This is a genomic window from Acinetobacter sp. ANC_7553, from assembly GCF_056779895.1.
Map to the genome: position 1 here is coordinate 42307 of NZ_JBWYIV010000018.1, position 13048 is coordinate 55354.

A 13048-nucleotide genomic window follows, 5' to 3' on the forward strand; every position below is an offset into this window, starting at 1 on the left:
GTAGCGATCTAACGTCGCTCGAATTACGAGTCTATAAGTTCTATGATGAACTGTGCTCAGATTATTCACGGTATATTTACTTAAGACCAATCAAAATAATTCGATCAATAAACCTATCATGACTACCTAAAAAAAAGAGCCTAGATAGTGAATCTAGGCTTCTCTTATTTTTATGCTGGGATACTTGCTACTATATCCTCTCGAGACCAGAGTCTGTGATTTTGTATCGCTTTCTTAAATTTATCTTGATGATCTTTAAAGGTTTTACTACTAAAAATAGCATCATTTATGAAAAATATTTTTAAATCATAATCTTATATAGATTATTAAATCCCAAGAAAAAAGATCGGCCATCTAAGTTTATTTCAAATACTTCACCTGATTCGACTTCAACTTGTTTATAAACTTCTACAAGAATTTGCCCTCTCATCGTATTTTGAACTTTATGAAATGGGATAATGTTAATTCGAATGGTTTCACCATTCACTGCTTTTGCTGTAGTCCAGCCATTAGAGATATTCATTTTCACTTACTCATTAATGAGCTCATGTAAAATTAAAAATAATATTAAATATTTAAATCGAGAGTATGGATTCTGATATCGAAGAGGCTCAAGCCTATAATTCAAATTACAATTTTACATTAGCATGTATTTAATTATAAAAAGCCCACAATGAGATTGTGGACTTCTAAGATCGGCATGGTGCGAGTTCATGCTCTGCGTTAACTGTTTAGATATCATAGATATTAAAATCTATAAATTGAGAATACGCAATTCTAAGTTCTATCTAAACACTTCCGTTTCGCTTACGGATTCGATCAACAACGATTATACCATAAAAAATATTTTATGGTTTAATTTTAATATTTAAATGAGCTGGTAAATTTTACCAGTATTTAAACTATGAAAATTTAAATCAAAACTAGGTCTTATATTTTCATTATCAACAGTGATAAATTTAATATTTATTTGAGATAAGTTCGAAGCATGCTGCGAAGTATTAAATGTACCTATCACTGCATATTTAACTTCAAACTGATCTTTCACCTCAATTAATGAGGTATTCATGAAATAGCTACAATATCACTTGCTTGTAAGCCACGCTGACCTTGTTGCACAACAAATTGAACTCGCTGTCCTTCGACTAGATTCTTGAAACCATTTGCTCGAATTTCACTAAAATGAGCAAATACATCTTGACCATTATCTACAGCGATAAATCCGAAACCCTTAGTTTCGTTGAACCACTTAACTGTACCAGTTGTTAAATTAGACATCATTTATTTCCTATATTATGTAATGAATAATTAGAAAATAATTTTGAAGATAGACTTTTAATAGAATGAAAGATGTAATTAATATCAGATCAAAATAAAATTAGTAAACAATAAAATTATAATTCTAGAAAACCAATATAACACATATTTAATTGATTTATTGATTTAATTTTCTTTAATAAAAAAACCTAACTACAGATCGACCGCAATTAGGTTGTAAACTTTTAAATTAGTTTTTAATTGGTAGCGGGAGCTGGATTTGAACCAACGACCTTCGGGTTATGAGCCCGACGAGCTACCAGACTGCTCCATCCCGCATCAACAAGTGCATTTGTACGCTAATTTGAGATATATAGCAATCTAAATAATTTATTTTTATCAAAAACTATAAAATCATTATCGTTACTAGATAAATTATTCAGATAATTCTGTTTTAAATTTTTGATGTAAAGACCTATACAAATTGAGTTTAAATTTTTCATTATTTAGTAATAATGTCGACTCTTCAGCCCAAGTAGCCTTTCCCACATCTAAACCAGAATGATTCAATGCCCAATCAGATATATACCCATAGATAAAAGAGTTATCAGCAAAGACCCATTTTACGATCTTATTTTGCTCATTCAGAAACACCTTATATGTAGGTAATGAACCAAAAAAACTAAATTTAGTGTATATATATTTGTAATGTTCGTTCATAGAATTATTTTTTAAAAAAAGATGAACCATAATAGCAGTTTTATGTGTTTTAACTCATAAAAAAAACATCGCTTGTAAAATCAATTCGAGGTTGATTTTAAAATACGGATTCACTTTTTTCATAAAAAAATTAATGATCACATGAAGGTCTTCTCGATCACTTTTTCAAGAATAATTTTAGAATTAATGTTGGCTATACCTTTAATTTTGTTTAACTTATTAATAATAAACTGGGAAAACCCATTTAAATCCTTGGTGGCCACAAAGAGAACGTAATTCGAATCCCCTGTAATGATAAAAGCATTGATCACTTCATCAAAATTACGAATCTGGCTCAGAAAATGCTGATGATCTGATTCGGTCAGCTGATTGAGTTTAATTTCGACAATCGCCTCAACCTGAATACCCAATTTTTCATAATTAATTTTTGCTTGGTATTTTTCGATGACTCCATTGTTTTCTAAAATTTTGACACGGCGATGGCAAGCTGAAGCAGAAAGATTCACTAAATCTGCCAATTCCTGATGACTTAGTCGTGCATTTTGTTGTAACAGTCTTAAAATTTTATGATCAATGAGGTCTAAATTCATTCCTAAATATCATCCTGATTTTTTATATTTAATTCGAATACTATCCAGTTTTCATGCAATTTCAAGCATGATTATCGGATAAATATGAAAAAATGCCGTGATAAAATCGAATGAAATAACACGGACTAAGTTAGGTTAAAAATGATTACCTTAGATCAATGCAAAGCATGGGATGCTCAAGACAAACTAAGCCACTTAAAGAATGAATTTGCTTTACCTGAGAACACCATTTATTTAGATGGAAATTCCCTTGGGGCACGCCCTAAATCTGCTTTAACACGTGCTCACGAAGTGGTCAGTCAAGAGTGGGGAGAAGATCTCATCAATAGCTGGAACAAAGCGGATTGGTGGGGATTATCGACTCGGTTAGGTGATAAGGTGGCTCAGCTCATTGGGGCAAATCCAGGCGAAACGGTGATCTCTGATTCAACCACACTCAACTTATTTAAAGCACTCTCTGCTGCTGTCAAAATCCAAGCTGAAATCGCTCCTGAACGTAAAGTGATTATTGCGGAAAAGGACGTCTTCCCGACTGACCTATATATTATTGAAGGTTATATTGACCTTGTTCAAAAAGGCTACCAACTGGTTTTAATCGAACATCCTGATGAATTAGAAACCACTCTGAAAGCCCATCAAACGGCAGTTGTGGTGTTGTCACATATCAATTACCGCTCAGGCTATTTCTATGACATGAAACAGGTCAATCAAACGATTCATCAACATAACGCTTTGGTCATCTGGGATCTATGCCACTCTGCAGGCGCTGTTCCAATCGATTTAAACAAGACCCAAAGTGATTTTGCCGTAAGTTGCACATATAAATACCTTAATGGTGGACCAGGTTCTCCTGCCCTCATCTGGGTACATGCAAAACACCAAAATAAATTTTGGCAACCTCTTTCAGGATGGTGGGGGCATCAACGTCCTTTTGATATGGCTGATCACTACGAGCCAGCTCAAGGCATTCGTCGTTTTTTATGTGGCACCCAAAGCATTTTGTCCATGAGTTTGATCGAATGTGGTTTAGATGTGTTCTTAAAAACTGACATGCAAAAGATCCGAGAAAAATCTCTAAATTTAACAGATCTCTTTATTCAATTGGTTGAACAGGAATGTGCTGAATTTGGTTTTGAGTTAATTACACCAATCGATCATTTACAGCGTGGTAGTCATGTGAGTTATTGCCATGAACACGGTTATGCCATTGTCCAAGCGCTTGTTGCACGTGGTGTGATTGGAGATTACCGAGAGCCAGCCGTGCTCAGATTCGGGGTCACACCTTTGTACCTAAGCCATGAAGACATTTGGCATGCTGTTCAACATCTTAAACAAGTGATGCTGAATAAAGAATGGAAAAATGAAAAATATTCGGTGCGAGGTCAAGTAACTTAATTCAGTTACTCACTTTACATCACCATGGCCAGGAGGGCTTATGAGTAACTTCGATAAAATTCAAACACGCGAAGCAGGATTACATAAAAAATTAACCGCTAAACAAATGGGCATGATTGCAATAGGCGGTGCCATAGGCACTGGTCTATTTATGGGTAGTAAATTTGCCATTAGTTTTGCAGGACCTGCTGTCATTCTAAGCTATGCGATCGGCGGATTAATTGCTTTTGCACTAATGGCTTGCCTGGCAGAAATGACTGTACAACACCCCACTTCAGGCTCGTTTGGTGCTTACGCTGAACATTATATCAACCCACTTTCTGGTTTCTTAGTTCGTTATAGCTACTGGGCATGTATCGTGTTGGCTGTAGGCACAGAAATTACCGCCGTGGCTGACTATATGAAACTTTGGTTTCCTCATGTCGGTTCAGGTATTTGGATCGTATTTTTTTCAACCGTACTTCTCGCAGTAAATGCTTATAGTGTCAAAGCATTTGGCTTAGTTGAATATTGGTTTTCGACGATCAAAGTATTTGCCATCATTGTGTTTATTCTGTTGGCAATAGGTATTTTGACGCAAGATCCAAATCCTCATCAAGCGCTAACTCACAATCTCACTGCACATGATGGCTTTATGCCAAATGGATTTAAAGGTGTTTGGATTGGTGTCATTATTTCTATTTTTAGTTATCTCAGTATCGAAATGATCGCGGTTGCTGCAGGTGAAGCCAATGATCCTGAAAAAGCAGTTAAATACGCTTTCAAAAGCACTGCGATTCGCTTATTTCTATTTTATTTACTATCGCTGAGTTTAATTGTCACTCTCGTTCCATGGACTCAATTGATAGCACCAGGTGCAACCAGTCCTTTCGTGTCTGTTATGCAAATTGTCGGCATTCCTTTTGCTGATCATATTTTAAACTTCATTGTGATTGTGGCAGCACTGTCCGCAATGAACAGCATGTTATATATCTCAACGCGTATGTTATTCAGCTTGTCACGTTCAGGAGATGCACCTAAGCTGTTTGGTAAAATTCGTAAAAATGGGGTGCCCATCAATGCCTTGCTACTTTCGGCAACAGGTATTGCCGTGGCGAGTATTGTATATAGCATTAATCCCGAATCAGCATTTCCAATCATGATTGCACTGTCCATGTTTGGAGCTTTATTTACTTGGGGGGCGATCTTTGCCACACACTACTTCTTTAGAAAGAACTTAGCAAAAAATAATATCCACCTCAAATACAGCATTCCTGGTAGTCGTTATATTTCCTTTATTGGTTTGTTTGCCATTCTTGCAATCACGCTTACCACATGGTTTACGCAAGAATTTAAATCAACTCTCCAGTTTGGCGTGCCTTTTATCGTGATGTTAATCATTTTCTATCAAATGAAGAAATCATCCTTAAAGCATCAATTAACTGAAAATGAACAAGCCTAGTAAAGGAGCTGTAAATCATGCTCTATGACAACTCGCAAACTGTGACGGATGAAAATCAGATCTTGTCTGATTTTCAAAAAATGAGCCAAGCGACTTATAAGCAACACCATCATATTGCCGATTTACAGTACGACTTTCAGCGAAGATCTACACTTGATTTTTTCCCCACACCTGTTGCCACCAATACTACTGTTATTTTTATACATGGTGGTTATTGGCAATGGTGTGAAAAAAGGGATTTTGCCTTTGTTGCTGAATTTGTTTTACAGCAAAATGCTCAATGTGTGTTGGTTGAATATGATTTAGCGCCTCAAAGTAGTTTAAATCTGATTAATCTACAAATTCGCAAAGCGCTCGATTATATCCACAAACAAACTTGGATCAGCCCCAATGTCATTGTGGTTGGACATTCTGCTGGTGCCCATTTGGCTGCTTTAAATTTAGATCATCCCTTGATTTGTTCAGCGATATTACTCAGTGGTATCTATGACCTAAAACCGATTCAAGAAACGCATTTAAACAAGGCTTTAAATTTATCTGAGCTAGACATTAAAAACTTAAGTCCAGTTGAACATTCTACGCACTTTGCTAAGCCCTGTACGATTGCGTATGGACTCGATGAGTTACCAGAACTGAAATGGCAAAGCCAAAAATATTATCAATTTCGGCAGCAACTAGAGCCTGAATTCACGCATCTCTTGAGTTTTGCAGACACCAACCACTATTCCATTTTGGAACGATATTTTCAATCGACAAAGACCACCTAATTTCTACTCAGCTTTAATCAGCAGAATTACCAGCTTAATTTATATTTAGTCACACGGATGTTACTATGTCAAAACCATGCTTTTACAAGCTATTGCTTTCCTGCACCTTTATTTTTTCAAATCTTACATTTGCCGAGATAACACTCATTGATGAACAGCAAATTTTGAGTGAATCAGATCGTTTAAAACTCACCACGTCTGGTAGTATTCGTCTACAAGCCTTAAATTTCGATCATTACGATCAATCTAACGAAAATCAGAAATATCGCAGAGATGGTTATAGCTCAAATAGCCGTATGTATGCCAATGCTGATTATGCATGGAATGAACGTTTGCATTTAATTGCAGGCTATCAAAACTATATCAATCTTTCCAAGATGCTGGATTGGGACGGTCATTACCGTTCCTCTGATGAAAACATCACCACCGAACAGGCGTATATTGGTCTGCGTGATTCAGCATACGGTACCGTTAAATTTGGAAAAATCTATAGTATTTATTACGACATTGTAGGCGCCAAAACTGACCTATGGAATTACTCAACCTTGGCTCAGCCCCAAACGTGGAGCCCTGTCGCTTATACAGATGGTACGCAAGCAGCTCATAAAACTTTACGTTATGAGTTCAAAACAGATAAAGCAGACTTATATGCCAGCTATTTGTTCAAGGATAGTACGACGGTCGCAGATACGGATGTGCAATATCAACGTAAAAATGGTGCCGAATTGGCAGTTGATGTGCATTTAAATAAAAATTTAAGTTGGGCGACCTCATGGAAGTACAACAATGCTAGTCTGAATAATCAACAAGATAAGCATGATTTAAAGCAAGAAATTTGGGCAAGTTCATTATTTTATTTTGATGGAAAATGGATGCTTAGCTTTGGCGCTGGTTGGTATAAAAATCTAGTTCCAAATTTTGATGCTTACAGTGAATCGAGCGATTTTCAACTTCAATCATTGCTGAATACTGAGGCTTATGGCGTTGAATTTTATGCGGGACAGCACTTCAAGATTGAAGAATACGGTATCAAATTCATTCAGCCCTATATCATGGGAAATCAACTTGAATATACCAATGGCTCAGAGTTTAAACGCCGTGATCTCGGTGTTGGTATAGCAGCTAGATTTAACCATGGTTTTGGATTTGATTATGAACGTTTATATACACATGATACGTTCCAAACCCCAGATATGCATTTATTCCGTTTACGTTATGAATGGTAAATTCTAATTTTAGGTTAACTATCCTTCAAAGCCTTGTTATTTAAAAAGGCTTTGAAGGATCACTCATGGATTCGCATCAAATCTCAATAAGTTGTAGCGTTATACAAAGTCTTTAATAAATTTTATTTAATGCATAACATTTCAATTAACTTAATATTTTTAGAAAGTTGCATTGACATGGGTTCAAAATAAATCGTATCGAATGAATTATTATCATCTACGGCTTTACCTTGCGGCGTAAAACGCTGGCTTTTGACATAGGCTCTGGCTTTATTTTGACAATCAATTTGATGAACGGCTTGTATGTAGCCCTTGGGTTTGATGTTTAATGAGGGTACGCCATGTTCATACACATATTTATAGTCAATTTCAAAAATATGAGGGGCTTGATTGAGTGATTTAATGGTCGTTTTATCAATATAAGACCAGCCTGCATCATCTCGATCAAACACGGTCCATTGTGGTGATTTTGCTAAGCTCATGCTACTACACAGCACAAAAGTTAAAAACATGATTCCTTGTTTCATTCAACTGTCCCTAATTCAACTATGAATAAACGTTTTACTATATCATCATAAAAACAAAAAACCCTTTGTTATACAAAGGGTTTTTAACTATTTAAATATATGATCTAGAACGGAAGTCCACATACAAAATAATATACATGTTATATTTCATACACTTATAAATTTTTATCTTAATTTTGTAAATTTAACATATAATAAATTTAAGTAGAAGAGAAAGATTTAGCATGTAACTTTACACTTTCTTTATTTCATCCAATACAATAGTTAATTCCAGTAATCATGATTTCACGTTGTCATAATGAACCTAGCATTTGAAGCACCGACCAATTTTCTAGAGCAAATCGAGCTCTTGCAAAGTTCTCATGCATCGAATACAGCAAATGAATATAAAAAGAAGATTGGGCAATACTTTACTTCAAGTGAAGTCGCCAAATTCATGGCTTCCCTGATTACTGTTAACAACTTAGAAAGACCTTATAAAATATTAGAATCCTGTGCAGGTTTAGGTATTTTAGGAATAAGTACTATATTGTATTTGGTTTCTAAAGGTGCACGTAAGATCCATTTAGATGCTTATGAGCTAGATGATGCTACTGCCTTAACACTTATTAAAAATTTAGAATTACTTAAAACTTATTTATTACATATAGATTTTACTTTTAATGTGTTTGAAGAAGATTTTCTTTTGTCAGATATAACTCAAGATGGCTTTGTTGCACAAAGATTTGAAAGGCAAAGCCCATCTGCTGTAGTAAATGCCATTCTCCCTTCTTTACCCCATGCTCCCTGTTGGTCGTTATTTTCCCACTGAATAAAAACTACAGACTTTGTTAAGTATCCAATAAAACTATACTTTTCCGCATCATCCTTAAATGAAACTTGACTATTTTTACCAAAAATTAATGACATTTCAGCTCCTTTAGTTGTCTGCTTCACTACAAACTATTTATAGCTTTAATAATCTGTAGTGAAGTAATATTTATATAGAGGACAATTTTATTTTTTCAATTATTTAAATATAATTTTTATCAATAACTATTGATATACTTTGAAAATCTAAATAAGGAATCTCATATACATTCTCATCCTCAAATCCTACAGCTAACACTTCTTTAAATTTATCAAAATCATATATTTGAGGAATAGAATCTTGTTCTAAATTATCTCTGATTTTTCGAGTCTTCGAGATTAACAATAAATACTGATAATCTTTATTAATCTCTTGTGTTTTTCCTAAGGCTTTGTTGCACAAACCTATCTGTAAAGGGTTTTTCAGCGATATAATTTTCAAATGAAGAAGCCTGCACACAAAATCTACCGTACAACCAATTGGCCCGCATATAACCGAGCACTCATGAGTCGCGGAAATATTGCCATTTGGTTTGATCCTGCTACGCAATGGTATGCTCCATCAAAAGGCAAACAAGGGCGAAATCAAACCTACTCCGACGCAGCCATCCAATGCTGCTTAATGATTAAATCCTTATTCCGTCTGTCTTTACGTATGGTCACTGGCTTTGTGCAAAGTCTGATTAAACTTTGCGGATTAAATTGGATAGCTCCAGATTACACCACGCTTTGTAGAAGACAAAAGCATATTGATATTGTAATCAGCTACCAAAAAAGTAGCGATGGGCTGCATCTACTCATGGACTCTACAGGCATGAAGTTTCTAGGTGAGGGCGAATGGAAACGCAAGAAACATGGACCTGAATATCGTCGCCAATGGCGTAAACTTCATATTGGTATAGATGCTAAAACTCTACAAATACTAGCAGTTCAGCTTACAACCAATAATATCAGTGATTCACAGGTGCTTGGTGATTTACTTAATCAGATTCCACAAGATGAGCAGATTAACTCTGTTTATACCGATGGAGCTTATGACACCAAGCAATGCCGTCAGGTCATTGCAGATCGGCAAGCGCATGCGGTGATTCCACCTAGAAAAAATGCGAAACCATGGAAAGATACAAAGAGTAGCTCGCTAGAGCGAAATGAATTACTTCGAGCAATTAAACGTTTAGGCAGGACACTATGGAAAAAATGGTCAGGCTATCATCGGCGAAGTTTGGTTGAAACTAAGATGCATTGCATCAAATTATTAGGAGATAAACTCAGTGCAAGGAGTTTTGATAGCCAAGTGAATGAGATCCATGCACGTGTAGCAGTCCTTAACAGATTTACGGAATTAGGTCGACCACTTACCCAAGTTACGCCTTAAATTTGGCTCAATTAGGGGCGCTTTGCATTTCAAATCTTTGTGCAACAAAGCCGTGTCCAATTAAAAGAAGAATCTATGTCCAGTACGATATACTATTAAGTGTCCAATTGGGCAAGAATATGCAACTGATTTGAAAGGCTCATAATTACTCTGTATTTTTGTATAAATAATATATATATATTATATTTAATAATTAGTCTTTTGTACATACTATTGTGTTATATTTAACTTTAAAAATTTTTTATAGCTTCACTCTAAGTAAAATTTAACCATTGCTTTGCAATCCGATCCATTGATTAATGTATTTATACCCCTTTTCTTCACACCATGAATATTTTAGTACAGTTGAATCAAATACCCACCCTTTAAAAGTACTCGTCCCTTTGCCAAATGGATTAATATCGCAAATATTGATTTCAATAATATCCATATCTAACAAAATGCATTTATCTATTATCTTATTAATGTAATGATTTCCTTTAGCATTCTCACCCACTAGAATCACCAAGGCTCTCATATTCTTTAACTCTATATTTAAAAAATCTTCAAGATCATCATCACTCTTCCTCATTATCTTGAGTAGATCAGCTTTATCATAAAATCCATGGCAAGAGTTGTTCGAGATGCTGAATTTAACAATCATGGCTCTTTCAAGATCATCAACATCATAGCAAAAATATATACCCTTCAAATAAATACTCCTTATTTATTAAATAATCGTTTAATTTGTAATTTTTATAATAAAAAGAGGTGCTTATAGAAGCACCTCTTTCGTGTATCAATTATTTACTTGCATTCATAACTATTGTGGTCATTTATATTTCCAGATACATAGTTAATTTTTTTAGGATAAATACATATTGGTAATGTGCGATTAGTTTGCCCAGATTTTGCAATTAATGTATTTGGTTCTTTACCATTTTCAACCCAATCAACCAATGTATAAAAAAGCTGGTCCAGTTCTAATAAAGCAACATCCGCTTGATTATTCGAGGTTCCATTTCCGAAACTATGTCCCATTCCTGGAATGAAATAGGTTTTTATAAATTTATCTACATTATCTGCACCCATCTTTTCTTTAACTCTTTCAATATATTGCATAGTACCTTGAGGCATAATAACCTCGTCCGACATACCATGATATATTACAAGTTTTCCGTTTCTTTTATTGAATTCAGTTAGATCTGGATTATCAGTATTTATATGAGAGAATTTATCTTGAAGCTCCAAGCCTCTACTTTGTACGAAATTTAATTTTTCATAGGTAATGTCTTTCCATAAGTTCATCCCATTACTAATTTTATTTATAAAATTATCCTGTGCATAACGGCTATCCTCTAAAATAAGAGCCGTTAAATCCGTGGAGTGTAAAAACGGGGTGCTTCCTGCTAATCTGTTTAGGTTTGTACCGCGAGTAACTCCAAACCACTTTTGTTTTTCTGAAAGATTTAAATTAAAGCTATTATCAATTAACGGATCGGGTGCCAATCCATCCTCGTGCTGACCATACCACATCTTGTTAATTGCTTTTGCCTGAATATTAGTCAAACAATTCTCTACAGCTCCGCCTTCACACAATATTTTAGGATCTTTGGTTGGATCGTATTTGCATGATTCTGGATCTAATACGTAACCATATGATTGATTATTTATTTGGCCACATACCTCATTTGCTCTATTTGAAACTAAATTCAATTGATCCGAAGTTATTAATTCTCCACCTAGATCTCGCTGCATTACTATTTGAGGATATAATTCAGACGTAATGAATTTTGTCCAATTGATTGCTGGTGCTCCTGCTAGAATTCCATCGAAATCCTGCGGATTTACTTGGGCTTCTTTTAAACCCTGTCTCCCACCCGTAGAAAAACCATCCCAATAACTATATTTAGCTTTCTCTCCATAGAATTTTTCTGCCAAAGCTTTACTTACGACAGCCATTTCATGTATTCCTCGTTCTGAGAAATCCTTCCATAATTTTTCATTGATTGTGCCGTCTGGATTCATTGCAAAAGATGCATTATTTATTGTGTGTCCAGTATCAGTCACCGCTGAAACAGACCCATTTCTAGTTGAAATTATAAAAGGAGAGGTTGTACCTGATAATGCTAACCCAGCTAAGAAATCAACATCTGTATGATTCCCACCTGCCCATCCGCCTCCACCCCTTACGCGAATTCTTTTATCCCACTCACTAGCTTTTGGCAACCAAACTTCAATACCTATCCCTTGTGAATACGACGGTTGATCTTTATGTTGAGAGTTAGTTTCTGAAGCTACAAGTACCTTAGCAACGCAAACATCATTATTTGCTATTTGAGCTGTATTGTCAGGATTTTTATTGAGTGAAACTTTGTCACCAGCTTTAAAATAATATGTCTTTAAAATTTTGTAGGATTGATCATCAAACGCTTTAATCAAATAATCTTCTGTACATTTATCTTTGTCAGTCTGTATTGCAGAATGTTCGTTATTTTTATCGTCATTGTTACATCCAGTAAGCAATAGCCCCAAGATACTAACGCTTAAAAATGTTTTGATTAGATTAGTACTAACGGCTTTAAATTTTATATCACAACTAGTTTTGTGCATATCAATTTCCTTTGATTTTTAACTCCATGTATTTTTAATATTCAATTTTTTTTATATATTGTCCATTATTTTATTAGTATTACTTAATACCTTAAAGGCATGATTATAAATTATGCAAGTAGCTGATTGAAAACCAATATAAGTTATCGATAAATTTTTCCAAAAAAAAGAACTTGATATAAATCAAGCCCTTTCTCTTTAGTAAATACAATAATTAAGGCACTGTTGCAAATAGGCTGACATGATAAGCTAAATATCTTATTTATTTCGAGATACAGCAGATGAATCCCTTCCACGGTCGGCACTTTC

Annotated in this window: 14 protein-coding genes and 1 tRNA gene; 6 read left to right on the top strand and 9 right to left on the bottom strand. The window is 34.9% G+C overall.

The genetic code is table 11. From position 1 onward, the window contains the following. Positions 1 to 301: 301 nt before the first annotated feature. From AC1M9I_RS13265 to gigD, 5 genes are all read right to left on the bottom strand, one after another. Complete coding sequence (locus AC1M9I_RS13265) at positions 302 to 523, bottom strand: transposase (protein WP_481592845.1); 222 nt, start codon at positions 521 to 523, stop codon at positions 302 to 304. A gap of 345 nt (positions 524 to 868) precedes the next feature. Beyond that, on the bottom strand, positions 869 to 1069 hold the full coding sequence (locus AC1M9I_RS13270) for a hypothetical protein (RefSeq protein WP_092766478.1): 201 nt from the start codon (positions 1067 to 1069) through the stop codon (positions 869 to 871). Next, positions 1066 to 1278 (bottom strand): cold-shock protein, encoded by a 213-nt coding sequence (locus tag AC1M9I_RS13275; RefSeq protein ID WP_035267602.1) that lies wholly within the window; start codon positions 1276 to 1278, stop codon positions 1066 to 1068. The genes AC1M9I_RS13270 and AC1M9I_RS13275 overlap by 4 nt, the downstream gene beginning before the upstream one ends. A 241-nt stretch (positions 1279 to 1519) precedes the next feature. Beyond that, a tRNA-Met gene (locus AC1M9I_RS13280) sits at positions 1520 to 1596 on the bottom strand. Positions 1597 to 2114: 518 nt separating this feature from the next. Further along, positions 2115 to 2567 carry an Lrp/AsnC family transcriptional regulator GigD gene (gene gigD, locus AC1M9I_RS13285; RefSeq protein WP_092766480.1) on the bottom strand — a complete coding sequence of 151 codons (453 nt, stop codon included), beginning with the start codon at positions 2565 to 2567 and terminating at the stop codon, positions 2115 to 2117. A 141-nt stretch (positions 2568 to 2708) separates the two neighbouring features. Between gigD and kynU the strand changes: the two genes are divergently transcribed. The 4 genes from kynU (at position 2709) to AC1M9I_RS13305 (ending at position 7396) form a co-directional block, all read left to right on the top strand. Beyond that, positions 2709 to 3962 (top strand): kynureninase, encoded by a 1254-nt coding sequence (gene kynU, locus AC1M9I_RS13290; RefSeq protein WP_481592844.1) that lies wholly within the window; start codon positions 2709 to 2711, stop codon positions 3960 to 3962. A 40-nt stretch (positions 3963 to 4002) separates the two neighbouring features. Beyond that, entirely contained in the window at positions 4003 to 5403 is a 1401-nt protein-coding gene (locus AC1M9I_RS13295) for an amino acid permease (protein ID WP_180028467.1), read from the top strand. Between the two features lie 14 nt (positions 5404 to 5417). Further along, entirely contained in the window at positions 5418 to 6170 is a 753-nt protein-coding gene (locus AC1M9I_RS13300; protein WP_481594551.1) for an alpha/beta hydrolase, read from the top strand. Positions 6171 to 6235: 65 nt separating this feature from the next. After that, positions 6236 to 7396: a porin gene (locus AC1M9I_RS13305; RefSeq protein ID WP_481594488.1), complete on the top strand. Its 1161-nt coding sequence runs from the start codon at positions 6236 to 6238 to the stop codon at positions 7394 to 7396. Between the two features lie 122 nt (positions 7397 to 7518). Here the strand turns inward: AC1M9I_RS13305 and AC1M9I_RS13310 are convergent, their stop codons facing one another. Then, positions 7519 to 7923, bottom strand: a complete 405-nt coding sequence (locus AC1M9I_RS13310) for a hypothetical protein (RefSeq protein WP_481594489.1) — start codon at positions 7921 to 7923, stop codon at positions 7519 to 7521. A 298-nt stretch (positions 7924 to 8221) separates the two neighbouring features. On the opposite strand from AC1M9I_RS13310, the gene AC1M9I_RS13315 reads away from it, so the two are divergent. After that, positions 8222 to 8734 carry an N-6 DNA methylase gene (locus tag AC1M9I_RS13315; protein WP_481611146.1) on the top strand — a complete coding sequence of 171 codons (513 nt, stop codon included), beginning with the start codon at positions 8222 to 8224 and terminating at the stop codon, positions 8732 to 8734. A 201-nt stretch (positions 8735 to 8935) separates the two neighbouring features. Here the strand turns inward: AC1M9I_RS13315 and AC1M9I_RS13320 are convergent, their stop codons facing one another. After that, positions 8936 to 9214 (bottom strand): hypothetical protein, encoded by a 279-nt coding sequence (locus tag AC1M9I_RS13320; protein WP_481611147.1) that lies wholly within the window; start codon positions 9212 to 9214, stop codon positions 8936 to 8938. Between AC1M9I_RS13320 and AC1M9I_RS13325 the strand changes: the two genes are divergently transcribed. Then, positions 9215 to 10147, top strand: coding sequence for an IS5-like element ISAba12 family transposase (locus AC1M9I_RS13325; RefSeq protein ID WP_481611148.1), 933 nt, complete (start codon positions 9215 to 9217; stop codon positions 10145 to 10147). 265 nt (positions 10148 to 10412) lie between these two features. Here AC1M9I_RS13325 and AC1M9I_RS13330 read toward each other — a convergent pair whose 3' ends face one another. Together AC1M9I_RS13330 and AC1M9I_RS13335 are read right to left on the bottom strand one after the other, a co-directional pair. Next, positions 10413 to 10838: a TIR domain-containing protein gene (locus AC1M9I_RS13330; RefSeq protein WP_481611149.1), complete on the bottom strand. Its 426-nt coding sequence runs from the start codon at positions 10836 to 10838 to the stop codon at positions 10413 to 10415. Positions 10839 to 10933: 95 nt separating this feature from the next. Further along, positions 10934 to 12739: a tannase/feruloyl esterase family alpha/beta hydrolase gene (locus tag AC1M9I_RS13335; protein WP_481611150.1), complete on the bottom strand. Its 1806-nt coding sequence runs from the start codon at positions 12737 to 12739 to the stop codon at positions 10934 to 10936. Between the last annotated feature and the right edge of the window lie 309 nt (positions 12740 to 13048).